Genomic DNA, 23921 nt, shown 5'->3' on the forward strand with positions numbered 1-23921 from the left:
AGGACGGTATTCGGCCATGACCATGCAAGGAGGAGGAGTGCCTCACCCGGGCAGGGACAAGAAGGACACTCCCCTGCGCTCGGACGCCCAGCGCAACCGCGAGCGCATCCTGGAAGTGGCCAGGGAGGAACTGACGCGCTGCGCGGACGCGCCGCTGAGCGCCATCGCCAGGAAGGCCGGCGTGGGCCAGGGCACCGTCTACCGCAACTTCCCGCACCGCGAGGCGCTCGTCCTGGAGGTCTACCGCTACGAGATGCAGCAGGTGGCCGAAGCCGCGCGCCAGCTGCTGGCCACCCGGGACCCCGAGCAGGCCCTGCGCGAGTGGATGGACCGCCTGGCCCGGTTCGCCATGACCAAGGCCGGGCTGGCGGACGCGATCAGGCTGGTCACCTCCACGCCCGGAGGGCCGGTCAAGCCGGGTCCCACGCCCGTGGTGGACGCGGCCGAACTCCTGCTCCGCGCCAACGACGAGGCCGGGACCATCCGCCCCGGCGTCACGGCGGACGACTTCCTTCTCGCCATCGGTGGCCTCTGGCAGGTCGACCCGCGCGAGGACTGGCAGCCGAGGGTCACCCGGCTCCTGGACCTGGTGATGGACGGACTGCGCGCGGGCGCGCCCGGCCGGTGACCATGCCGACCGCGCCCACCCCGCCTTCCGCGGCGGCCGCGCAACGGTCAGGCCGTTCCGTCGTGCCGTCCACCCGGCTCCCGGCGCGCGCTCACCGTCCCGGCGGCCGGGCCCCGGGTGCGGCCCCGGCCGTCCCGAGCCCCGCGGGACGCTCCCGGAAGCGGTAGCGGCGTTCCGGCCGTCCGGCCACGCCGTACCGCAGGGACACGTCCGCGCTGCCGACGGTGTGGAAGTACTCCAGGTAGCGGCGGGCACTGACCCGGGACACGCCGGTCAGCGCCGCGCACTCGCTGGCGGACAGGGTGTCGTCGGCCGCGCGCAGGGTCCGTTCGACCAGCTCGGCGGTCTCCACGCTCATGCCCTTGGGCAACGCCGGCACCGCGGCGGCCGGTGCCGCCGCGGCCAGTACGCGGTCGACGTCGGCCTGACTGCGGACCACCGTGCCGAGCAGGCGGCCCCGCTGGACGGCGTAGCGCTCCAGCCGGACCCGCAGGTCCTCGAACTCGAACGGTTTGAGCAGGTAGTCGACCACGCCGTGCCGGACGGCGCCGCGCACCGCGTCCGCCTCCCGGGCCGCGCTGATGACCATGACGTCGCAGTCGTGGCCGGCGGCGCGCAGCCGGGGGATGACGTCGAGGCCGAAGACGTCCGGCAGGTACAGGTCGAGCAGGACGAGGTCGGGGCGCAGCTCGCCGACCGCCGCGAGGGCCTCCTCGCCGGTGCCGGCCACGCCGACGACCCGGAAGGGCTCGACGCGTCCGACGAAGGCCCGGTGGACCCGGGCCACCATGAAGTCGTCGTCGACCACCAGCACGCCGATCGCGGCCCCGGCGTCGTGGGGCGCCGCTCCCGTCACGGCGGCGGGGCCGCTGGTACCCGTCATGGTGCTGCTCCTTCCGCCACCGCTTCGGTGAGGTGGCCGACGGTCATGCGTGCGGTGAACATGGCGCCCTCGGGGGTGTTGGTCACCGAGATCTCACCGCCGTGGCGTTCGCAGACCAGCCGGGTCAGTGCCAGGCCGATGCCGCGTTCGCCCTGCCGGGCGGCCTTGGTGGTGAAGCCGTGCGAGAACACCTCACGGGCCAGCTCGGGGGCCACCCCCGGCCCCGAGTCGCGCACCACGATCTCGACGCCGGTGGCGTCCTGCCGCAGCTCGACCTCCACCCACGCCTCCTGGCCGTCGCCGGGCGCCGCGGCGGCGTCCACGGCGTTGTCGACGAGGTTGCCGACCACGGTGGCCACGTCGGCGGCGTCCGCCGGGGCCAGCCGGTCGAGCGCCGTGCGGTCCGAGACGCGCAGGGCGACCCTGCGCTCGGCCGCGAGGGAGGACTTCGCCGTGAGCAGCGCGGCGACGGCGGTGTCGCCTACCCGGCGGCTGAGCGTGACGTCCAGGGAGTGGCGGCGCTGGTTGAGCGCGCGGATGTAGCGCACGACCTCGTCCTGCTCGCCGATCTGGATGAGGCCGGAGATGGTGTGCAGCTGGTTGGCGAACTCGTGGGCCTGCGCACGCAGCAGCTCGGAGGTGCTGCGGAAGGCACCGATCTCCCGTTCCAGGCGGGCCAGTTCGGTGCGGTCGCGCAGAGTGGTGACGGAGCCGAGCGGGCGGCCGTGCTGCGTCACCGTCATGCGGTTCATCACCAGGACCCGGCCGTGGCGGACGACGACCTCGTCGCCCGGTTCCGCCGCGTCGGTGGCGCCGGCCAGGACGTCGCGCAGGCGTCCGTCGATGCCGAGGCCGTCCAGACTCTGGCCCACGCAGTCCGTGGGCAGGTCGAGCAGGCGCCGGCCCATCTCGTTGACCAGGGTGAGCCGGTGCTGCGGATCGAGGGCGACGACGCCCTCGGCGATGCCGTAGAGCATGGCCTCCCGGTGTTCGGCGAGTCCGGCGATCTCGCGCGGTTCGAGGCCGAGGGTCTGCCGTTTGACGCGCCGGGCGAGCAGCCAGGAACCGGCCACTCCGAGTCCGCTCGCGATGCCGAGGTAGGCCAGCAGGTAGGAGGAGGCACCGCTCAGCCGCTGCCACACCGTGGGGTCGGCCTCGCCGACCATCACCGTGCCCAGGTGCCGGCCGAGGGTCTGCCGGGTGGCGCCGAGCACCGGCACCTGGGCGACCAGCTCCCGGCCGCCCCGCACCGTCAGCGGCCCCGACCAGCCGCGCCCGTCTCCGGCCCCCTCGCCGCGCGCCAGCCGGCCACCGATCGCCGTGGGGTCGGTGGAGCTGACGACGCGGCCGTCGGCGTCGGCCACCGTGACCGAGGTGACCCCGGACTGGGTCTGTGTGGAGTTCACCAGCGGGGCCAGGGCCTCCTGCGGCACGGGGCGCAGAAGCTGGCTGCGGACCAGCGGAGTGGCGGCCAGCTGTTCGGCCAGGGCGGTGACCCGGCGCCCCTCGACGCGGTTGAAGGTGGCCTCGGACTGGGCGAGCGAGACGGCGGCGACCGCGAGCAGGACCACCACGACGATGGCGAGCTGGAGGACCAGCATCTCGCCCGCGAGGGTCTGACGGCGGAAGGTGGGGGCCACGACGGACTCGATCTCGACGGACGGGCGGGGACTGGAGGGCGGGGGCGGGAGTACGGGGCGGGGCGAGGCGCGGCGGGAGGGCGGGGCGCCCGGCGGCTGTGCCGGGTCGCCATCATGGCGCCCACCTGCGGCGAAGGAAAGGGATGTGTTGTCTTCGCAATGAACCGGCGATGAAGCGGCGACCCTTCGGAGACGCACCGCGGGGGCGCCGGCCCCGCGCGGCCGTGACCGCAAAGACCACAACCTCCCTTGGTTCCGCAAGGAAGACAGGGAGCAGGGGCACGGGCACCATGTGGCCCACGTCACCCTCCCCCACAGGGCTCTCCCGTACCGATCTACCCAACCGACAGGTGGTGTCATACGTGCGCCTGCGCACCCCCCTCGCCCTGCTCGGGGCCGCCGTGCTCGTCCTCGCGGGACCGCCGTTGCTCTCCACGGGCAGCGACGCCGGGAACGGCACCCAGATCCCCGGCCTGCGCTTCATGGTTCCCAACACGCCCGGCGGGGGTTACGACATCACCGCCCGCACGGCCGCGAAGAACGCCGAGGACGCCGGACTGACGCACAACATCGAGGTGTTCAACCTGCCCGGCGCCGGCGGCACCGTGGGGCTGAGCCGACTGGTGAGCGAGCACGGCAACGGCAAGCTCGCCATGTCCATGGGCCTCGGTGTCGTCGGCGCCGCCCGCTCCAACCACGCGCCCAAGACCCTCGCCGACACCACGCCGATCGCCCGCCTCACCGAGGAGCAGGACGTCGTGGTGGTCGCCAAGGACTCGCCGTACAGGACGATCGACGAGCTGATCGGCGCCTGGAAGAAGGACCCGGGCAAGGTCCCGGTGGGCGGTGGCTCCTCGCCGGGCGGTCCCGACCATCTCGCGCCGATGCTGATGGCGCAGGCGGCCGGGATCTCCCCCCGGTCGGTGAACTACATCCCCTTCGACGGCGGCGGCGAGCTGCTCGCCTCGATCCTCGGCGACAAGGTCGGCTTCGGGGTCTCCGGTGTCGGCGAGTACCTGGACCAGATCAAGGCGGGCGAGCTGAGGGTACTCGCGGTGACCGGCCCGGAGCGCGTCGACGACCTCCCGCAGGCGCCGACGCTCAAGGAGTCCGGCTACGACGTGGACTTCACCAACTGGCGCGGCGTCGTCGCCCCGCCCGGCCTGTCCGACGCGGAGCGGGACAAGCTGATCCGCTTGGTCGAGGAACTGCACGCCTCGCCCGAGTGGAAGAAGTCCCTGGAGCAGAACGGCTGGGACGACGCCTTCCTCACCGGTGAGAAGTTCGGCGCGTTCCTGGACGCCCAGGACAAGCGCGTGGTGTCGGTACTCAAGGAGCTGGGACTGTGACGACGCGGACCGAATCCACCCCCGCCCCGGACCCGGCGTCGGCGCCCGAGCGGCGCTCCTGGCTGCGCGAGCACTCCGAACTGGGCGTGTGCGTACTGCTGTTGGCGCTCGGCGCCGTGGTCCTGACCGACGCGCTCACCATGGACGTCGACCTCACCCAGCGCGGGCCGGTCGGCCCCAGGACCGTTCCGGTCGTGGTCGGCGCCGGCCTGCTGCTGATCGCCGCGCTGCTCGCCGTGGACGTCCTGCGCGGCGGCCGGGGCGAGGCCGAGGGCGGCGAGGACGTCGACCTGTCCGAACCGGCCGACTGGCGCACGGTGCTGCTGCTCGCCGGGATCTTCCTCGGCTCGGCGGTGCTCATCGAGCCGGCCGGCTTCCCCGTCGCCGGTGCGCTCCTGTTCTGGGGGGCCGCCTTCGCCCTCGGCAGCCGCCGGGTGGACCGCGATCCGTTGATCGCCGCGATGCTGTCCCTGCTCACCTACGTCGTCTTCGACAAGCTGCTCGGGGTTCCGCTGCCGGGCGGTCCGCTGATGGGAGTGCTCTGACATGAACGCCCTGAACTCCCTCATGGACGGCTTCGGAACGGCCCTCACCCCGCTCAACCTCCTGTGGGCCGCGCTCGGAGTGCTGCTGGGCACGGCCATCGGCGTCCTGCCCGGCATCGGCCCGGCGATGGCGGTGGCGCTGCTGCTGCCGGTGACGTACGGGCTCGATCCGGTCGCCGCGTTCATCATGTTCGCCGGCATCTACTACGGTGCGATGTTCGGCGGTTCGACCACGTCCATCCTGCTCAACACGCCCGGCGAGAGCGCCGCCGTGGTCGCGGCCATGGAGGGCAACCCCATGGCCAAGGCAGGACGCGGGGCCCAGGCGCTGGCGGCCGCCGCGATAGGCCACTTCGCGGGCGGCATGATCGGCACGGTGCTGCTGGTGGCCCTGGCACCGGTGGTCGCCGACCTGGCGGTGGACATCGGCGCGCCGGACTACTTCGCCATCATGGTGCTCGCCTTCATCGCCGTGACGTCCGTGCTCGGTTCGTCGCGCGTCAGAGGCCTGGCCTCCCTCCTGATCGGCCTGACGATCGGCCTGGTGGGCCTGGACCAGATGACCGGCCAGCAGCGGTTGACGTTCGGCTCCCTCCAACTCGCCGACGGCGTCGACGTGGTGATCGTCGCGGTCGGTCTGTTCGCGATCGGCGAGGCCCTGTGGGTGGCGGCGCACCTGCGGCGCGGTGCGGCCGAGCCGATCCCGGTGGGCCGTCCCTGGCTCGGCCGCGGCGACGTGCGGCGGACCTGGAAGGCCTGGCTGCGCGGCCCGTTCATCGGGTTCCCGTTCGGCGCCATCCCGGCGGGCGGCGCGGAGATCCCCACGTTCCTGTCGTACGTCACGGAGAAGCGCCTGTCCAAGCACCAGGACGAGTGGGGCAAGGGCGCGATCGAGGGCGTGGCGGGCCCCGAGTCTGCGGCGTCGGCCTCGGCGGCGGGCACCCTGGTGTCCATGCTGACCCTGGGCCTGCCGACGACTGCGGTCGCGGCGGTCATGCTGGCCGCGTTCCAGCAGTACGGCATCCAGCCGGGCCCGCTGCTCTTCGAACGCGAACCGGAGCTGGTCTGGGGCCTGATCGCCTCCCTGTTCGTCGGCATGGTGCTGCTGCTCGCCCTCAACCTGCCCCTGGCACCGGTCTGGGCCAAGCTGCTGCGCATCCCGCGGCCCTACCTGTACGCCGGGATCATGTTCTTCGCGGCCGTCGGCGCGTACGCGGTCGGCGGCGAGGTCATCGACCTGGTGACCCTGCTCGTCATCGGCCTGGTCGGTTTCGGCATGCGGCGCTACGGCCTGCCGATCCTGCCCGCCGTGATCGGCGTCATCCTCGGCCCCAACGCCGAGCAGCAGCTCCGCCGCGCGCTGCAGATCAGCGACGGCAGCGCGACGGGCCTGGTCGACACGCCGTTCGCGGTGACGGTCTACGCGGTGATCGTGCTGCTGCTGGCGTGGCCGCTGGTGAAGCGGCTGGTACGGAGGGTGCGCCACTGAGGGCCCGGACGCCGACGCGTCACCGCCGAGCCCCGCCGGCGGTGACGCGCCGGTGGTACCACCCGACCGGCCCCACCGCTCCAGCTGCCGTGGGGCCGGTCAGCGCTCCCCTGTCCGCCGTCCACGGACCGCCTGCCGCGATCCGCATGCGAGCGAAGTCTGCCAGTGCGGGACCATGGGGGCGTGGGGCCTCACACACGCCGGCCTCGCCGCAGCCGAACCAGGAGTCACCGTCTTGCCCGAGCGCACCCCGAACGCCGCCCACCCCGACCTGCGAGCCGACTGCGGCGACTGCTTCGGTCTGTGCTGCGTGGCGCTGCGCTTCTCACGTTCGTCGGACTTCCCGGTGAACAAGTCCGCCGGCACACCCTGCGGGAACCTCCAGGCGGACTTCCGCTGCGGGATCCACGAGCGACTGCGCGACCAGGGCTACAGCGGCTGCACGGTGTTCGACTGCTTCGGCGCGGGCCAGAAGGTCTCCCAGATCACCTTCAAGGGCGTCAGCTGGCGCGAGGAGCCGGAGTCGGCCCGCACGATGTACGAGGTCTTCCCCGTAGTGCGCCGGCTCCAGGAGCTCCTGAAGTACACCGCGCAGGCCTTGGACCTGCCCTCGGCCCGGCCCGTCCACCGGGACCTCCGCCGCGCGTACGAGCAGATCGACGCGCTCACCCGGGACACGGCCCAGACCTTGCTCGCCGTCGACGTGGACGCGCTGCGTGGCGAGGTCAACCCCCTGCTCCTGCGCGCCAGCGAACTGGCCCGCGCGGCGGTGCCGGGGCGCAAGAAGAACCACCGGGGCGCCCACCTCATCGGCTCGCGGCTTCGCGGCGCGAAGCTGCGCGGCGCCAGCATGCGCGGCGCTCTCCTCATCGCGGCCGACCTGTCCGACGCCGACCTGCGCGACGCCGACCTGATCGGCGCGGACATGAGGGACACCAACCTGTGCGGGGCAGACCTGCGCGGCGCGCTGTTCCTCACCCAGCCTCAGCTGAACGCCGCGCGGGGCGACGCCCGCACGAAGGTCTCCGACCCCTTGCAGCACCCGTCGCACTGGGCGGCCTGAAGCGGGGCGCAGAAGGCCGCTCCCGGGCAGGTTCCGGAGCCGGCCCGGCCACGCGGCGAGGACAAGGGCGCACCTGAGCCCGAGTCGGCTCAGCCGAGGAAACTCAGCCGCACCTGCCGGTTCGCGTTGTCCACGTTGGTGTCCACCAGGCACACCGACTGCCAGGTTCCGAGTTCCAGCCGTCCGCCGATCACCGGGAGGGTCGCGTGGGGCGGTACGAAGGCGGGGAGGACGTGGTCGCGGCCGTGGCCCGGGGTGCCGTGGCGGTGCTGCCAGCGGTCGTCGGCGGGGAGCAGGGTGTGCAGGGCGGCCAGCAGGTCGTCGTCGCTGCCCGCGCCGGTTTCGATGACCGCGATCCCGGCGGTGGCGTGCGGCACGAAGACGTTGAGGAGGCCGTCGCGGCCTGCGGCCGCCTCGCGGAGGAAGGACTCGCAGTCACCGGTGATGTCGGCGACACGCTCCGCCGAGCCGGTGGCGAGGTTCAGGACCCGGGTGGTGAAGGCATCAGGCATGCCTCCCATCCTGACGTACCCGGCGGACCGGGCGCGGGCCCAGAGGGGCGGGTCGGGGGAAGATCGGAGCCCTCGGCTCGGTTGGTAGAAGCGTGAACAACACGCGCGAGGTCGAGGTCGTCGTCATCGGTGCCGGTCAGGCGGGGCTCGCCGCCGCCCACCACCTGCGGCGCACCGGGTGGGAGCCGGACCGGGACTTCGTCGTGCTCGACCACTCCCCCGGCCCCGGCGGCGCCTGGCAGTTCCGCTGGCCGTCGCTGACGTACGGCAAGGTGCACGGGATGCACTCCCTGCCGGGCATGGAACTGACCGACGCCGACCCGGCGCGGCCGTCCGCGGAAGTGGTCGGCGAGTACTTCGCGGCGTACGAGCGGGTCTTCGACCTGCGCGTACGGCGGCCCGTGGACGTGCGCGCGGTGCGTGAGGGTACGGGCGGGCGACTGCTCGTGGAGACCTCGGCGGGCGTCTGGTCGACGCGGGCGCTGATCAACGCGACCGGCACCTGGGACCGGCCCTTCTGGCCGCGCTACCCGGGGCAGGAGACCTTCCGGGGTCGGCAACTGCACACCGCGCGGTACACCGGCCCCGAGGAGTTCGCCGGGCAGCGGGTCGTCGTGGTGGGCGGGGGTGCCTCGGCGACGCAGCACCTGCTGGAGATCGCTCCGTACGCCGCCGCCACCACCTGGGTGACCCGGCGGCCTCCCGTCTTCCGCGAGGGACCCTTCGACGAGGACGCGGGCCGGGCGGCGGTCGCGCTCGTGGAGGAACGGGTACGGCAGGGGCTGCCGCCCAAGAGCGTGGTGTCGGTGACCGGTCTTCCGCTGAACGACGCGATCCGGGCCGGGCTGGAATCGGGTGTGCTGGACCGGCGGCCCATGTTCGACCGGATCACGCCCGAGGGGGTCGAGTGGAGCGACGGGCGGCGCGTGGACGCCGACGTCATCCTGTGGGCGACCGGGTTCCGGGCCGCCATCGACCATCTGAGACCGCTGCGGCTGCGGGAGGCGGGCGGCGGCATCCGAGTCGAGGGGACGCGCGCGGTGACCGACCCTCGCGTGCATCTGGTCGGCTACGGGCCGTCGGCCAGCACCGTCGGCGCCAACCGGGCCGGGCGCGCGGCCGTACGGGACATCAGGCGGCTGCTGGCCGAGCGGGAACAGCTCGCCGCGTGACGTCCCCGCCCGGTCACGTGGCCAGGTCCTCCTTGGCGGCGTCCTGCCGGACGCGGTTGAACTCGGCGACGTTGCGCTGGTGCTCGGCGTGGTCGGCGGTGAAGCGGGTGTCGCCGGGCTTGACCGTGACGAAGTACAGCCAGTCGCCGGGGGTCGGGTTGATCGCGGCGCGCATCGCCTCGTCACCCGGGTTGGCGATGGGCGTGGGAGGCAGCCCCATGCGCTGGTACGAGTTGTACGGGCTGTCGATCCGGGTGTCCTTCGTGGTGGTGTGCAGCGTGGAGCGCCCCAGGGCGTAGTTGATGGTGGAGTCCATCTGCAGCGGCATGCCGCGTTCCAGCCGGTTGAAGATCACCCGGGCGGCCTTGGCCATGTCGTCTTCGGTGGCGGCCTCCGCCTGCACGATGCTGGCGATCGTGACGGCCTGGTAGACGTTCAGGGCGTTGCGCTGGGCGCCCGCGGCGACCGGCGCGCCGGTGAACCTCTCGTTCGCCTTGTCGACCATGGCCGTCAGCAGCTTCTCCGGGGTCGGGGCCTCGCCGAGCGGGTAGGTCGCCGGGAAGAGGTAGCCCTCGGGGTTGCCCTCGGCGTCGTTCGGCAGCTTCAGTTCGGCCTTGGCCAGGGACTTCCTGGTGGTGCCGGCGGGCAGGGCCAGGGCCTTGTCGACGGCCGCGTAGACCTGGGTCGCGCGCCAGCCCTCCGGGATCACCAGGGACGTGGGTTCCGACCCGCCCTCGTCGTCCGTCGTCAGCAGCGGCACCGCCACGGCGGTACCGGCGACGACGGCGCCGGTCACGATCAGGGCGATACGGCCCCGGCGCGTCAGTCGGATCGTTCTCCTCGTGCCTCTCGCACCGCGTGGCGGAGTGTTCGTCTGCATGCGGGCACGGTAACCCCCATCTGCACGCAAACCCGGCATATCGTCATCTTGTCGGCTCCAGTCGGGCGTCCCGGCGCACCAGTGCCGCGTACCTGCCCTCCTGCGCCAGCAGCTCCTCGTGCGTGCCCTGTTCCGCCAGGCGCCCCGAGTCGAGGACCACGATGCGGTCGGCGTCCCGGACGGTGGACAGGCGGTGCGCGATGGTGATGGTGGTGCGGTTGGCGGACAGGGCGTCGATCGCCTTCTGCACGGCGGCCTCGGTGCGCGTGTCCAGGGCACTGGTGGCCTCGTCGAGGACGAGCACGGGCGGGTCGCGGAGGATGGTGCGGGCGATGGCCAGGCGCTGCTTCTCACCGCCGGAGAAGCGGTGGCCGCGCTCGCCCACGACCGTGTCGTACCCGTCGGGCAGGGCGGCGATGTGGTCGTGGATCTGGGCCGCCCGCGCCGCCGCCTCCAGCTCCGCGTCGGTGGCGTCCGGCTTGGCGAAGCGCAGGTTCTCCGCGACCGAGGCGTGGAAGAGGTACGTCTCCTGCGAGACGACGCCGACCGCGCGGGCGAGGGTGTCGAAGTCGAGGTCGCGCACGTCGGCCCCGTCCAGGGTGACCCGGCCGCCCGTCACGTCGTACAGCCGGGGCACGAGGTGGCCGAGGGTGGACTTGCCGGCGCCGGTCGGGCCGACGACGGCGAGGCTGCTGCCCGCCGGGACGGTGATGTCGATGCCGTCGAGGACCGGGCGGCCCGCGCCGTCGTAGCGGAACTCGACGTTCTCGAACCGGACCTCGCCCTTGATGTGGTCGAGGTGGCGGGGGTCGTCCCGTTCGGTGATGTCGATCGGCAGGTCGAGGTACTCGAAGATCCGCTGGAAGAGCGCGAGCGAGCTCTGGATCTGGACGCCGGTCGACAGCAGGCTCACGGTCGGGCGGAAGAGCCCCTGCTGGAGCGAGACGAAGGCGACGATCGTGCCGAGCGAGACCTCGGGACCGCCGAACTGGAGGGCGATGCCGGCGGTCCAGTAGATGACGGCCGGCATGGCGGCCATGACGATCGTGATGACCGCCATCCGCCAGCGGCCCGCCATGTTCGACCTGACCTCCAGGTCGACCAGGCCCTCCGACTCGTCGGCGAAGGCGCGGGTGAGCGAGTCGGTACGCCCCATGGTGCGGCCCAGCAGGATGCCGCTGACGGAGAGCGACTCGGTCACCGTGGCGGCCATCGCGGCCATCTGCTTCTGGCGCCGGGTGGTGATCTTCCTGCGTTCCCGGCCGACGCGGCGGCTGATCCACACGAACACCGGCAGGAGGAGCAGCGAGACGACGGTGAGGCGCCAGTCCAGGACGACCATGGCGGCGATCGTGGCGATCACACTGGTGAGGTTGGAGACCAGGGAGGTCGCCGTTGACGTGACGGTGGCCTGCATGCCGCCGATGTCGTTGGCGATGCGGGACTGGACCTCGCCGGTGCGGGTGCGGGTGAAGAAGGCGAGGGACATCTGCTGCAGCCGGCCGTAGACGGCGGTGCGCAGGTCGTGCATGACGCGCTGGCCGACGGTCGTCGAGATCAACGTCTGCAGGACACCGAAGACGCTGGTGAGGACGGCGCCGAGGATCATGCCGAGGGCGAGCAGGCTCAGCAGGCCCGTGCGCCCCTCGGGGAGGGCGACGTCGAGGATCTCCTTGAGCAGGAAGGGCGTGGCGACCGACACGAGCGACGCGGCACCGACGAGCAGGCCGACGATCGCGAGCCGGGCGCGATAGGGGCGGAAGAGTCTCAGAATGCGGCGCACCTGCCGCGGCTGTTCCTTCGCCTCGGCGGGTGCGGTCCAGGCGGACTCGTGGTCGGGATGCATGGGCTCCTACGGGGGTCGGCAACCGGAAAGGCCGGGCGGGGGAGATCGGGGGCGGGAGGTGGGGGGAAGCCTGCGGATCACGGGATCCGGGCGGACTTCCGGCGACCTTGCGGACGCGATCAGGTGGATCCGACCTTGCGGATCCGACCTTGCGGATCATAGCTCATTGTTACCTATACTCACAATGAACGTAGTCCTGATATTGTTCCCGTATGACCGCCCCCGATCCCGACGGCCTGCTCGCCGAGCAGTTGCTGCGGCTCACGCGCCGGGTGCACCGCATCCAGAAGCGCCATCTCGAACACCGCGACCTCGGCATCACACCGGCCCAGTCCCGGCTGCTGCGCACGCTGGCGCACTACGGCTCGCCGCCCCGCATGGCCGACCTTGCCGAGCGTCTGGAGGTGGTGCCCCGGGCGGTGACGACGCTGGTCGACGGTCTGGAAGCCGCGGGGAAGGTCCGCCGCGTCCCGGACCCGGCCAATCGCAGGGTGATCCGGATCGAACTCACCGACGACGGACGCGCGGCCCTGCGGGAGTTGCACGGCGCGCGCCGCTCCGCCGCGGAGGAGATCCTGGCGCCGCTGACGGGCGAGCAGCGTACGGTGCTCGGCGGGCTGCTGGACACGCTGGTCGACGGCCCCGGTGTCATGCGGGGCGACCGGACCGGGTGACCGGGGGGCGCGTCCTCAGAGCCGCAGGTGCTCCCTGTCCCCCATGACCACCACCGGGTGCAGGTCCGGGTCCAGCGTGCGCAGCAGATGCTCCATGGCCGGCTTGGGCAGGCTCACGCAGGCCGACGTGCCACTGCCGTGGTCCATGTGCAGCCAGATGCCACCCCCCTTGGACGCGCCCCGCGGACGGGTCGGGTCGTTCGGCGGGGTGCCCTTGACCCGGTTGTAGTCGATGGCGATCACGTAGTCGAAGTCGTGCCAGTAGGACTTCTTCCACCACCTCGGTGCCGCGAAGGCGGCGGACCGCGTGTAGGGCAGGCCGGCGCCGGGGGCCGGTGCGGGGTCCGGGAGGACGCCCCCGGCGTCGCTGAGCGTGAAGACACCGACCGGGCTGCGCCGGTCGTTCTCGCGGTGGTCCGTCGTCCACCCCTTCGTACCGTTGTGCGCCGCCCAACTGCGCACGCGCTGCCAGCCGGAGCCCTGCTTCGTGTACAGCACGACCGTGGAGTCGGCGGAGTCCCTGTCCTGCCCGTACACCGCGACGACCTGGCGGGAGTCGGCGGGAACGAGCCGCTGGAGACGGTCGCCGACGCCGGGAACGCGGGTCGGGCCGGCCGTCGCACCACCCGCTCCCGCCCCTCCGGCGGGCCCGCTCGCCCGGGCGCCCGCGCCGGGCCCGGACGGGCCGCCGCAGGCGGACACCGTCGCCAGCAAGGATCCGAGGACCGCCAGAGCGACCGCCGTTCGCCGTGCACCACCCCTACGCATCGGTCCATGGTCGCACCGGCGCGGCATCCGTCGTAAAGGGAGGGGACGGACGGCAGCCGGATTCGTGTCCCCGCGCGGAAAACCGCTTGATTTTGGGCATGCCGCGACGCGAACCTTGCACGGTTTGCAGCCTCTTGCCGCCGCATCGCAACGGCACCCCCTGACACGAGCCACTGGGACGTCATGCAGATCCAAGACCTTCCGTATCCCGACCCGGGCGTGCCGGACGCGCGCTCGGGCCCCCGCTTCCTGCGATGGCTGTTCCGCAACCAGCTGGGAGGACAACTCAAGGCCTTGGCCTGGGGCATGGTGCACTTCGTCTCCGTCTCCGCCCTGCCGTTCTGCGTGGGTTTCGCCATCCAGGCCGTCGTCGACCGGTCCGGCGCCCGACTCGCCCTCGCGGGCGGCCTCCTGGCCTTGTGCTGCGCCGGCAACGCGCTCGGCGACACCTTCCTGCACCGTGCCGCCGTCACCAACTGGATCACCGCGGCGGCCCGGGTCCAGCAACTGCTGGCCCGCAAGACCGCGGTCCTGGGCTCGGCGCTGACCCGCCGGGTCGCGGCGGGCGAGGTCGTGGCCGTCTCCACCGGCGACGTCGAGAAGATCGGCTGGTTCGTGGAGGCCGTCTCCCGCTTCACGGCGGCGGCGCTGACGATCGTGCTGGTCTGTGTCGCCCTGCTCGTCTACGAGCCGGCGCTCGGCGTCGTCGTGATCCTCGGTCTGCCGGTGCTCGCCCTCGCCGTGCTGCCTCTGCTGCCGCGGGCCACCCGACGGGCCGACGTCCAGCGCGAGAAGGCCGGGCGCGCCACCGAACTCGCCTCGGACACCGTCGCCGGACTGCGGGTACTCCGCGGCATCGGCGGCGAGGAGCTCTTCCTCGACCGTTACCGCAGCGCCTCCCAGGAGGTGCGCCACGCTGCCGTGCGCAGCGCCCGGATGTGGTCCCTGATCTCCGCGATCCAGGTGCTGCTGCCGGGGCTGCTGCTGGTCGGCGTGGTCTGGCACGGCGTTCATCTCGCCCGCCAGGGCCGCATCGGGGTCGGCGAACTCGTCACCGTGTACAGCTCCGTCATGCTCCTCACCTATCCTCTTCGGCACTTCGAGGAGATCGCCATGGCGTACTCCTTCTCCCGGCCGTCGGCCAAGCGGGCCGCGCGGGTGCTCGCCCTGGAGCGGGCCACCGACACCGCCGGCTCCCGCGCCGCCGAGGTACCGACCGGGGATCTGTACGACCCGGCCACCGGTCTCCTGGCGTCGAGGGGCCGGTTCACCGCCGTGGTGTGCGGCGACCCGGACGCGGCCGGACGGCTCGCGGAACGGCTCGGTGGGCACCCCTCGGAGCAGGGCGAGTCGGCGCTGCTCGGCGGCGTGCCGCTCGACGAACTGCCGCTGGAGTCCGCCCGCACCGCCGTGCTGGTCCAGGACAAGGACCCGGTCCTGCTCTCCGGCACGCTGCGGGAACTGCTCGACGTGCCCGCCTCCGGCACGGTCGCCGCGCAGGACGCGCTGGCCGCGGCCCAGTGCGACGACGTGCTGGCGGCGCTCACGCAGGGGTCTCCAGGTGTGGACGACCCGATGGACGCCCGGATCACCGAACGCGGACGCTCGCTGTCCGGCGGCCAGCGCCAGCGGCTGGCCCTGGCCCGGTCACTGATCACGGACCCGGAGGCACTCGTCCTGGACGAGCCGACCTCGGCCGTGGACTCGCACACCGAGGCGCGGATCGCGGAAGGCGTGCGGACGCTGCGCGCCGGTCGGACCACCGTGGTGTTCACCTCGTCGCCGCTGCTGCTGGACCGCGCGGACCGGATCGTCTTCCTGCACGACGGCGAGGTCGCCGCGGTCGGTGGCCACCGGGAACTGTTGCACACCGACCCCCGGTACCGCGCGGTGGTGACCCGTGAGACCGACGAGGAGACCGCGGCGCGCGGCTTGACGGTCCCTGCGGCCGGAGGCGGCCCGGAGCCGGCCCCGAACGGTCGGCCGGCGCTGAACGGTGAGCGCCCGCGCGACCGCGAGAAGACCCCGGACGACGGCGCCCTCGTCGACGACGACGTACTGCGCCGACTGGAAGAGATCGAGGAGACGGCATGATCGGCGTCGCGCCACCGTCGTACGACCCGGCGGCCCCGACCACGGCGAGCACCCTGCCCGTCGGGGCACCCGCGACCGTACGCGCGTACACGGGAGAGCTGCTGCGCCGGCACCGCCGGGCGTTCCTCCTCCTGGTCTCCGTCAACACCGTCGCGGTGATCGCCTCCATGGCGGGCCCCTACCTGCTGGGCGGGCTGGTGGAACGGGTGTCGGACGAGTCGCGCGAGCTGAACCTCGGGCTCACCGCCTCGCTGTTCGTGCTCGCGCTCGTCGTCCAGGCCGTGTTCGTCCGGGAGGTGCGGCTGCGCGGAGCCGTGCTGGGCGAGCGGATGCTGGCCGATCTGCGTGAGGACTTCCTCGTGCGGTCGGTCAGGCTGCCGCCCGGCGTGCTGGAACGGGCCGGTACCGGTGATCTGCTCTCCCGGATCACGACGGACATCGACCGGCTCGCCAATGCCATGCGCGAAGCCGTGCCGCAGCTGGCCATCGGTGCCGTGTGGGTGGTGCTGCTGCTCGGCGGGCTCGTGATCACGGCGCCGCCGCTGGCGCCCGCGGTGCTGATCGCGGTGCCGCTGCTGGTCGTCGGCTGCCGCTGGTACTTCCGGCGGGCGCCCGCCGCCTACCGCTCGGAGGCCGCCGGGTACGCCGCCGTCGCCGCCGCGCTCGCCGAGACCGTGGACGCCGGCCGCACCGTGGAGTCCCACCGCCTCGACGCCCGTCGCATCGAGCTGTCGGAGCGGCGGATCACCGAGTGGACGGCCTGGGAGCGCTACACGCTCTGGCTGCGGTCGGTGCTCTTCCCGGTCATCAACGTCACCCATGTGACCGTGCTCTCCTCCGTCCTGCTGATCGGCGGCGTGTTCGTCCTGCAGGGCTGGATCGGGGTCGGTCAGCTGACCACGGCGGCGCTGATCGCGCAGATGCTCGTCGACCCGGTCGGCCTCATCCTGCGCTGGTACGACGAGCTCCAGGTCGCGCAGGTGTCCCTGGCGCGGCTGGTGGGAGTGCGGGACATCGAGCCCGAGGCCGGTGACCCCTCGCTGGCCCCCGACGGGCGGCACGTGCACGCCGACCGCGTGCACTTCGGCTACGTGGAGGGCGTGGACGTCCTGCGCAAGGTGTCGCTGGAGGTCGCCCCCGGCACCCGGCTCGCGCTGGTCGGACCCTCGGGCGCCGGCAAGTCGACGCTGGGCAGGCTGCTGGCCGGCATCTACGGCCCCCGCGACGGCCGGGTCACCCTGGGCGGCGCCGAGCTCTCCCGGATGTCCGCCGAATCGGTCCGCTCGCACGTCGCCCTCGTCAACCAGGAGCACCACGTCTTCGTGGGCTCCCTGCGCGACAACCTGCGCCTCGCCCGGACCGGAGCCACCGACGCCGAACTGTGGGCGGCGCTGGGCGCGGTCGACGCGGACGACTGGTCCCGGGGACTCGACGAGGGCCTGGACACCGAGGTCGGCTCGGGCGGCTTCACGCTCAGCCCGGCCCAGGCCCAGCAGATCGCGCTGGCCCGCCTGGTGCTGGCCGACCCGCACACCCTGGTCCTGGACGAGGCGACGTCCCTGCTCGATCCCCGGGCGGCCCGCCACCTCGAACGGTCCCTCGCCCGTGTCCTCGACGGCCGGACCGTCGTCGCGATCGCACACCGTCTGCACACCGCCCACGACGCGGACGTCATCGCCGTCGTCGAGAAGGGGCGGATCAGCGAACTGGGCAGCCACGACGAGCTGGTCGAGGCGGACGGGGCATACGCGGCGCTCTGGCGCTCGTGGCACGGCTGACCCGGCCCCGCCGGGCACCCTCCGGCCGGAACCGAGCCACCCCACCGCCCGGATCCGGCCGGGCGGTGGGCCGGGCGGGAGCGGGGCGGGCGACACCGGCACACTCGGCGTCGCGGGCCGAAGCACCGGGTACCCGGTCGACGGCTGTGGCGTTGCGCGGTCCCGAACGGGAGTGGAAGGCTGGAAGCAGGCACCGGCTCGGGGTAGGCCCGGGAACCGTGCGGTTCGTGACGGGTGACGCCTGTGCCCCGTGCAGCGGCGGCCCGCCGCGGTCCACGGTGAGAAGGGGCCCGTCCCCACCCCCTGGAGGTACCCGTGAACAGCGCCGACGGATGGGGAGACGACGTCTACCAGCCCGACGGATCCGAGCAGCGGGAGGACACCGGGCTGCTCGACGGGGAGGACACCCTCGAGAACGACGGTGTCGACGATCCGCTCGATCGTGGCTGGTCCCCGCCGGAGCGCCCCTGGGCGGTGGAGCACACCGGCGTGACGGCGGCCGAACGGCAGGCCGGCGAGACGCTGGAGCAGCGGCTCGCCGAGGAACGGCCGGACGTGCTCGCACCCGACGGTGACGGACTGGGAGACTCCGACGGCACCGACGGAGAACTGCTGGACAACGAGGTCGGCGCGGACCGCTCCGGTCGGCTCGTGGCGCCCGACGAGGGGGCTCACGAGGACGAGGAGCCGGCGCTGGTCGCCCTGGACGTCGGAATCGACGGGGCGGCGGCCTCCGCCGAGGAGGCCGCGATGCACGTCGTCGACGAGGACTCGCTGCCCGGCTGACACCCCCTGCGGCGGTGATCCACCGCCGTCCCGACGATCCGCGCCGTACGAGGAGCACTCATGCAGCAGGACAAGCACCCCGAGTACCAGCCTGTCGTCTTCCGTGACCGCAGCGCCGGGTACGCCTTCCTCACCCGGTCCACTGCCACCAGCGACCAGACCATCGCGTGGGACGACGGCGAGACCTACCCGGTGGTCGACGTGGAGATCTCCTCGGAGAGCCACCCCTTCTACACGGGCAAGGCCCGGACGGTGGACTCCGAGGGCCGTGTCGCGCGCTTCGAGCGGCGCTACGGCGGAGGCGAGGGACAGGGCTCGGACACACCGGGCTGAGCGGGCCGGGGCAGCGCCCCTCAGATGAAGTTCAGCGCGGCCGCGCCGCCCACTCCCCCGAGCAGCATGAACGCCGGCATCAGCACCTTCAGCTCGACCCAGCTGCCCGCCCGGAACCGCATGGCCTTCGGCGGGCCGATCGGGTACCAGCGCTTGCGGCCCACCGGTATCGGCCAGAGTATCGGGCAGCCCGAGACGGTCAGCGCGTCCCCGATGTCGTGGACGAGGGCGCCGAGCACGATCGGCAGCCCGAGCCACAGGTACTCCTGTCCCGGCGCGGTGAAGAGCCAGTCCGAGCCGCCGTCCGACTTGTCCAGGATCCCGGCGATGATCCAGGCACTGGTCCCGGCGAGCAGCCAGACCAGCACGTCGCTGCTGGAGCCGCGGGTCGCCCGCCAGAGCAGGCCCTCGATGGCGAGCACCATGTGCACGAAGAGGAGCGCCAGCACCGCCCAGCGGCCGCCCGTGACCGCCAGCGCCGAGGCCCCCGCCCCGATCAGGACCGCCCAGAGCCAGGTGTGGGTCAGCGTCCGGTGTCCGCCGGAGCGCCGTGGGTCGCCCTGCTTCTTCGTGGCCTTGTAGACGGCGTAGGACAGCTTGTCGACGATCTCGCACAGCCCCCGTGAGACGGGTCCGAAGGCCCGGGAGATGGTGGCCGCCTTGTGGTCGAGGTCCGGGGCGAGCGCCGCTCCCGCGCACATCAGGGCTCCGGCGAGCAGCACCGGCCAGGGCATCGGGTACCCCGCGGCGGTGGTCGCCGCCCCGACGCCGAGCCACGCCGCGGCGCCCGAGAGTGAGTGTGCTGGTCCCATCATCGCCGTTGCCCGCCCCATTCCTCGTGTGCCGCTGTGCAGTTGTCCGGGTCCGCTCTTGCCTCGCCGACGACCCAGCGTAGCGTTCGTGATCTTCACGCGGACAGCCGATTCCCCCATCGCGACCGAGGCCAGGCAAGATGGGGGCGTGACCCTCATCGATCAGCTGCCGCGGACCGCCGACCCCGATGCCCTGTACGAAGCCTTCGAGGCGTGGGCGCAGGAGCGCGGTCTCACGCTCTACCCCCACCAGGAGGAGGCGCTGATCGAGGCGGTCTCCGGCGCGAACGTGATCGTGTCGACGCCCACCGGGTCCGGCAAGAGCATGATCGCGGCAGGCGCCCACTTCGCCGCGCTGGCCCGTGACGAGGTCACCTTCTACACGGCTCCGATCAAGGCACTGGTGTCGGAGAAGTTCTTCGAGCTGTGCAAGATCTTCGGCACCGAGAACGTCGGCATGCTGACCGGCGACGCCTCCGTGAACGCCGACGCCCCGGTCATCTGCTGCACCGCCGAGGTCCTGGCGTCGATCGCGCTGCGTGACGGCAAGCACGCGGACGTCGGGCAGGTCGTCATGGACGAGTTCCACTTCTACGCGGAACCGGACCGCGGCTGGGCCTGGCAGATCCCCCTGCTGGAACTGCCGCAGGCCCAGTTCGTCCTGATGTCGGCGACGCTCGGTGACGTCTCCTTCTTCGAGAAGGACCTCGCACGCCGTACCGGCCGTCCCACGGCGGTGGTCCGCTCGGCCACCCGGCCGGTGCCGCTCTCCTACGAGTACCGCTACACGCCCCTCACCGAGACGCTCACCGAGCTGCTGGCCGCGCGGCAGGCCCCCGTCTACATCGTGCACTTCACGCAGGCGCAGGCCGTGGAGCGGGCGCAGGCGCTGATGAGCATCAACATGTGCACGCGTGAGGAGAAGGAGCGGATCGCCGAGCTGATCGGCAACTTCCGCTTCACCACGAAGTTCGGCCGCAACCTCTCCCGTTACGTCCGGCACGGCATCGGTGTGCATCACGCGGGCATGCTGCCCAAGTACCGGCGACTGGTGGAGAAGCTGGCCCAGGCCGGCCTGCTGAAGGTGATCTGCGGGACGGACACGCTCGGTGTGGGAGTCAACGTCCCCATCCGGACGGTGCTGTTCACCGCCCTGACCAAGTACGACGGCAGCCGGGTGCGTACGCTGCGGGCCCGTGAGTTCCACCAGATCGCCGGCCGGGCGGGGCGCGCGGGCTTCGACACGGAGGGCTTCGTCGTCGCCCAGGCGCCCGAGCACGTCGTCGAGAACGAGAAGGCGCTCGCCAAGGCCGGTGACGATCCGAAGAAGCGGCGGAAGGTCGTCCGGAAGAAGGCTCCCGAGGGCTTCGTAGCCTGGTCGGAGAGCACGTTCGACAAGCTCATCGTCTCGGAGCCGGAGCCGCTGACGTCCCGGTTCCGGGTCACGCACACCATGCTCCTGTCGGTGATCGCCCGGCCCGGTGACGCGTTCGCGGCGATGCGGCACCTGCTGGAGGACAACCACGAGCCGCGCAAGCAGCAGTTGCGGCACATCCGGCGGGCCATCGCCATCTACCGCTCGCTGCTGGACGGCGGCATCGTCGAGAAACTCGACCGGCCGGACGCCGAGGGGCGCATCGTCCGTCTCACGGTGGACCTGCAGCACGACTTCGCGCTGAACCAGCCGCTGTCCACGTTCGCCCTGGCCGCGTTCGAGCTGCTGGACCCAGAATCGCCGTCGTACGCGCTGGACATGGTGTCCGTCGTGGAGTCCACCCTGGACGACCCGCGGCAGATCCTCGCCGCCCAGCAGAACAAGGCGCGCGGTGAGGCCGTGGCCGCGATGAAGGCGGACGGTGTCGAGTACGAGGAGCGCATGGAGCGCCTCCAGGACATCACGTACCCGAAGCCCCTGGAGGAGCTGCTCTTCCACGCGTACGACACGTACCGCAGGAGCCACCCGTGGGTCGGTGACCACCCGCTGTCGCCCAAGTCCGTCATCCGCGACATGTACGAGCGGGCGCTGACCTTCACCGAGTTGGTCTCCCACTACGAGCTGGCCCGCACCGAGGGCATCGTGCTGCGCTACCTCGCGAGCGCGTACAAGGCGCTGGACCACACCGTGCCGGACGACCTGAAGTCCGACGACCTGCAGGACCTGATCGAATGGCTCGGCGAGATGGTGCGCCAGGTCGACTCCAGCCTGCTGGACGAGTGGGAGCAGCTCGCCAACCCGGAGGAGATGACCGCCGAGGAGGCGCAGGAGAAGGCCGACCAGGTGCGGCCGGTCACCGCCAACGCGCGCGCCTTCCGCGTCCTGGTCCGCAACGCCATGTTCCGTCGTGTCGAGCTCGCCGCCCTCGACCAGGTCGAGCAGTTGGGCGAGATGGACGGCGACGCCGGCTGGGACGCCGACGCGTGGGGCGAGGCCATGGACAAGTACTGGGACGAGTACGAGGACCTCGGCACCGGCCCCGACGCCCGCGGCCCCAAGCTGCTGGTGATCGAGGAGGAGCCGCAGAACGGGCTGTGGCGAGTCCGGCAGATTTTCGACGACCCGAACGACGACCACGACTGGGGCATCAGCGCGCAGGTCGACCTCACGGCCTCCGACGCGGAGGGCCGGGCGGTCGTCCGCGTCACCGATGTAGGCCAGCTGTGAGCACAGGAGAAGCCCACTCATGACGAATCCGGCCGAGAGCCTCGTGTCCCTGCTCGACCTGGAGCAGATCGAGGTCAACATCTTCCGCGGCCGCAGCCCCGAGGAGTCGCTGCAGCGGGTCTTCGGCGGCCAGGTCGCCGGCCAGGCCCTGGTCGCCGCGGGACGCACCACGGACGGCGAGCGCCCGGTGCACTCGCTCCACGCGTACTTCCTGCGCCCGGGACGCCCGGGCGTGCCGATCGTGTACCAGGTCGAACGGGACCGGGACGGCCGGTCCTTCACGACGCGCCGGGTCACGGCCGTGCAGCAGGGCCGCACGATCTTCACGCTCACCGCCTCCTTCCACAAGCCTGAACAGGGGAGTTTCGAGCACCAGCTGCCGCCGGCCCGCAAGGTCCCGGACCCCGAGTCGCTGCCGACGGTCACGGACGAGGTGCGGGAGCACCTGGGGGCCCTGCCCGAGCAGTTCGAGCGGATGGCCCGCCGCCAGCCCTTCGACATCCGCTACGTGGACCGGTTGCGCTGGAGCGCCGAGGAGGTCGAGGAGGCCGAACCGCGCAGCGCCGTGTGGATGCGCGCGGTCGGGCCGCTCGGTGACGATCCGCTCGTGCACACCTGCGCCCTGACCTACGCCAGCGACATGACTCTGCTGGACGCCGTACGCATCCCGGTGGAGCCTCTGTGGGGGCCGCGGGGCTTCGACATGGCGTCGCTGGACCACGCCATGTGGTTCCACCGGCCGTTCCGTGCCGACGAGTGGTTCCTCTACGACCAGGAGTCGCCCATCGCTACCGGCGGGCGGGGTCTGGCCCGGGGCCGGATCTACGACACGCAGGGACGCATGCTGGTCTCCGTCGTGCAGGAAGGGCTCTTCCGGGCGCTGTAGGTCACGGGCCGGCGCGCCACAGCCTGGTGAACATGCCGCGGATCCGTCCGGGGGCCTCGGCTCCGGACGGGCGGAGCGCGGGGCCGGACGGGGGCGGGCTCTGCACCGGGTTGGGTTCCGGGCGCGGCGCTCGGCGCGGCGGGTGCGGGTCCCTCGGTGCCGGGCCGTGTTCGGCCACCCTCGGAACCGGGCGAGGAAACGGGCGAGGGGCCGGGCGCTGTCCGCGAGCGACGTCCACCGCGCCCGCCAGGTCCGCGCGGAGCCAATCGATCTCGTCGGGGTCGGTCGCCGTCATGATCTCCTCGGCGAGCTGCGCGGCCGGGGAGCCGGGGGTCCCGTGGAACGGCTGGGCCGGGCGGAACCGCAAGAGGTGGGAACGTTCGTAGGGGTCCCTGACGACCTCCGAGACCTCCACCGGGTCGAGCAGCGACGCCACGGCCGCGGCCCGGGACCACGGGTCGTCGGCCCGGCGGAGCAGGAACCCCAGGTACCGGCCCCGCCAGTTGCGGGGGCGCAGGTCCAGGCCCTCCGTCAACTGGTCCCGCAGTCCCTCCGGTGTACGGCCCTTCAGGAGTGCGGCGTTCCCCTCGTCGGACGCGAACTGCCGCAGGTCGTCGGCCAGGTAGAGCCAGACGACGGCGCGGTACCGGTTGACGTAGAACGACACGGGCACCAGGAGGCCCAGACGTGCGAGGCGGGTGAAGCGGGCCCTGGTCACTCCCAGGAGAGCCGCGCCCTCCGCGGTCCCGACGCAGCGGACACTCTCCCGCAGTCCTTCGGGGAAGCCCTGTTGCGCCCGGACCCGCTCGATCTCGTCGCGGGCCACCCGCCCGCCTCCCCCTCCCCCTTCGTCGGGCAGCGTGCGGACGCGGCCGAGGTGCACCGCGAGGGCGAACTCGCTGCGCTTGAGGCCGAGTTCACGTGCCGCCCGGCCGGGCGCGAGGGATGTGCCGCGGGTGGTGCCGATCCGGTCTGCGGAGGCCGTCGTTTCGTGCGTGAGGGTGTTGCCGGACATGCTCGTCTCCCCCGTGGAGTGTGCGGCCGGCGCCGTCCGCGCCCGCCTGACACGAAAACCGTAGCCGCTGGCGCGGACTCGGCGACGGGCCTGTGGAAAACTTCCC

The 23921-nt window shown here is 72.4% G+C and carries 21 protein-coding genes; 13 read left to right on the plus strand and 8 right to left on the minus strand.

Going from position 1 to position 23921, the window contains the following annotated elements; translation table 11 throughout:
- Positions 1 to 22: 22 nt before the first annotated feature.
- Complete coding sequence (locus ACZ6EG_RS25010) at positions 23 to 628, plus strand: TetR/AcrR family transcriptional regulator (protein ID WP_469607857.1); 606 nt, start codon at positions 23 to 25, stop codon at positions 626 to 628.
- Positions 629 to 719: 91 nt separating this feature from the next.
- Here ACZ6EG_RS25010 and ACZ6EG_RS25015 read toward each other — a convergent pair whose 3' ends face one another.
- Together ACZ6EG_RS25015 and ACZ6EG_RS25020 are read right to left on the minus strand one after the other, a co-directional pair.
- Positions 720 to 1511, minus strand: coding sequence for a response regulator (locus ACZ6EG_RS25015; RefSeq protein ID WP_469607738.1), 792 nt, complete (start codon positions 1509 to 1511; stop codon positions 720 to 722).
- Positions 1508 to 3151 (minus strand): sensor histidine kinase, encoded by a 1644-nt coding sequence (locus ACZ6EG_RS25020; protein ID WP_469607741.1) that lies wholly within the window; start codon positions 3149 to 3151, stop codon positions 1508 to 1510. The genes ACZ6EG_RS25015 and ACZ6EG_RS25020 overlap by 4 nt, the downstream gene beginning before the upstream one ends.
- A gap of 362 nt (positions 3152 to 3513) precedes the next feature.
- On the opposite strand from ACZ6EG_RS25020, the gene ACZ6EG_RS25025 reads away from it, so the two are divergent.
- The 4 genes from ACZ6EG_RS25025 to ACZ6EG_RS25040 all read left to right on the plus strand — a co-directional run bounded on the left by ACZ6EG_RS25025 (position 3514) and on the right by ACZ6EG_RS25040 (position 7597).
- A complete protein-coding gene (locus tag ACZ6EG_RS25025) occupies positions 3514 to 4500 on the plus strand; it encodes a Bug family tripartite tricarboxylate transporter substrate binding protein (RefSeq protein ID WP_356606929.1) in 987 nt (328 codons plus the stop codon).
- Positions 4497 to 5045 carry a tripartite tricarboxylate transporter TctB family protein gene (locus ACZ6EG_RS25030; RefSeq protein WP_391969328.1) on the plus strand — a complete coding sequence of 183 codons (549 nt, stop codon included), beginning with the start codon at positions 4497 to 4499 and terminating at the stop codon, positions 5043 to 5045. The genes ACZ6EG_RS25025 and ACZ6EG_RS25030 overlap by 4 nt, the downstream gene beginning before the upstream one ends.
- Position 5046: 1 nt before the next feature.
- Positions 5047 to 6534, plus strand: a complete 1488-nt coding sequence (locus ACZ6EG_RS25035; protein ID WP_356606611.1) for a tripartite tricarboxylate transporter permease — start codon at positions 5047 to 5049, stop codon at positions 6532 to 6534.
- A gap of 235 nt (positions 6535 to 6769) precedes the next feature.
- Positions 6770 to 7597 (plus strand): pentapeptide repeat-containing protein, encoded by an 828-nt coding sequence (locus ACZ6EG_RS25040; RefSeq protein WP_469607746.1) that lies wholly within the window; start codon positions 6770 to 6772, stop codon positions 7595 to 7597.
- A gap of 89 nt (positions 7598 to 7686) precedes the next feature.
- Here the strand turns inward: ACZ6EG_RS25040 and ACZ6EG_RS25045 are convergent, their stop codons facing one another.
- A complete protein-coding gene (locus tag ACZ6EG_RS25045) occupies positions 7687 to 8109 on the minus strand; it encodes a YjbQ family protein (protein ID WP_391969330.1) in 423 nt (140 codons plus the stop codon).
- A gap of 92 nt (positions 8110 to 8201) precedes the next feature.
- Here ACZ6EG_RS25045 and ACZ6EG_RS25050 point away from each other — a divergent pair, with 92 nt between their 5' ends.
- Positions 8202 to 9281: an NAD(P)-binding domain-containing protein gene (locus tag ACZ6EG_RS25050; protein ID WP_469607749.1), complete on the plus strand. Its 1080-nt coding sequence runs from the start codon at positions 8202 to 8204 to the stop codon at positions 9279 to 9281.
- 13 nt (positions 9282 to 9294) lie between these two features.
- Here ACZ6EG_RS25050 and mltG read toward each other — a convergent pair whose 3' ends face one another.
- Positions 9295 to 10161, minus strand: a complete 867-nt coding sequence (gene mltG / locus ACZ6EG_RS25055; RefSeq protein WP_469607752.1) for an endolytic transglycosylase MltG — start codon at positions 10159 to 10161, stop codon at positions 9295 to 9297.
- Positions 10162 to 10204: 43 nt separating this feature from the next.
- Complete coding sequence (locus ACZ6EG_RS25060) at positions 10205 to 12007, minus strand: ABC transporter ATP-binding protein (RefSeq protein WP_469607755.1); 1803 nt, start codon at positions 12005 to 12007, stop codon at positions 10205 to 10207.
- 212 nt (positions 12008 to 12219) lie between these two features.
- On the opposite strand from ACZ6EG_RS25060, the gene ACZ6EG_RS25065 reads away from it, so the two are divergent.
- Positions 12220 to 12681, plus strand: a complete 462-nt coding sequence (locus tag ACZ6EG_RS25065; RefSeq protein ID WP_391969334.1) for a MarR family winged helix-turn-helix transcriptional regulator — start codon at positions 12220 to 12222, stop codon at positions 12679 to 12681.
- A gap of 15 nt (positions 12682 to 12696) precedes the next feature.
- On the opposite strand, the gene ACZ6EG_RS25070 is transcribed toward ACZ6EG_RS25065, so the two are convergent.
- Positions 12697 to 13449, minus strand: a complete 753-nt coding sequence (locus ACZ6EG_RS25070; protein WP_469607758.1) for a hypothetical protein — start codon at positions 13447 to 13449, stop codon at positions 12697 to 12699.
- Between the two features lie 183 nt (positions 13450 to 13632).
- Between ACZ6EG_RS25070 and ACZ6EG_RS25075 the strand changes: the two genes are divergently transcribed.
- From ACZ6EG_RS25075 to ACZ6EG_RS25090, 4 genes are all read left to right on the plus strand, one after another.
- Entirely contained in the window at positions 13633 to 15543 is a 1911-nt protein-coding gene (locus ACZ6EG_RS25075; protein ID WP_469607761.1) for an ABC transporter transmembrane domain-containing protein, read from the plus strand.
- Positions 15540 to 17321 carry an ABC transporter ATP-binding protein gene (locus ACZ6EG_RS25080; protein WP_391969337.1) on the plus strand — a complete coding sequence of 594 codons (1782 nt, stop codon included), beginning with the start codon at positions 15540 to 15542 and terminating at the stop codon, positions 17319 to 17321. Before ACZ6EG_RS25075 ends, ACZ6EG_RS25080 begins: the two co-directional genes overlap by 4 nt.
- Before the next feature lie 315 nt (positions 17322 to 17636).
- Positions 17637 to 18107, plus strand: a complete 471-nt coding sequence (locus tag ACZ6EG_RS25085) for a DUF5709 domain-containing protein (RefSeq protein WP_356606592.1) — start codon at positions 17637 to 17639, stop codon at positions 18105 to 18107.
- A gap of 60 nt (positions 18108 to 18167) precedes the next feature.
- Positions 18168 to 18440, plus strand: a complete 273-nt coding sequence (locus ACZ6EG_RS25090) for a type B 50S ribosomal protein L31 (RefSeq protein WP_384691102.1) — start codon at positions 18168 to 18170, stop codon at positions 18438 to 18440.
- 20 nt (positions 18441 to 18460) lie between these two features.
- Here ACZ6EG_RS25090 and ACZ6EG_RS25095 read toward each other — a convergent pair whose 3' ends face one another.
- Positions 18461 to 19255 carry a metal-dependent hydrolase gene (locus ACZ6EG_RS25095; protein ID WP_391969338.1) on the minus strand — a complete coding sequence of 265 codons (795 nt, stop codon included), beginning with the start codon at positions 19253 to 19255 and terminating at the stop codon, positions 18461 to 18463.
- 145 nt (positions 19256 to 19400) lie between these two features.
- Here ACZ6EG_RS25095 and ACZ6EG_RS25100 point away from each other — a divergent pair, with 145 nt between their 5' ends.
- Positions 19401 to 21914 (plus strand): DEAD/DEAH box helicase, encoded by a 2514-nt coding sequence (locus ACZ6EG_RS25100; protein ID WP_391969339.1) that lies wholly within the window; start codon positions 19401 to 19403, stop codon positions 21912 to 21914.
- A 19-nt stretch (positions 21915 to 21933) separates the two neighbouring features.
- Positions 21934 to 22800: an acyl-CoA thioesterase gene (locus ACZ6EG_RS25105; RefSeq protein ID WP_356606584.1), complete on the plus strand. Its 867-nt coding sequence runs from the start codon at positions 21934 to 21936 to the stop codon at positions 22798 to 22800.
- Position 22801: 1 nt separating this feature from the next.
- Here ACZ6EG_RS25105 and ACZ6EG_RS25110 read toward each other — a convergent pair whose 3' ends face one another.
- Entirely contained in the window at positions 22802 to 23815 is a 1014-nt protein-coding gene (locus ACZ6EG_RS25110) for a DUF6397 family protein (RefSeq protein ID WP_391969341.1), read from the minus strand.
- Positions 23816 to 23921 lie beyond the last annotated feature (106 nt).

Source organism: Streptomyces sp. NPDC041968 (genome assembly GCF_055589025.1).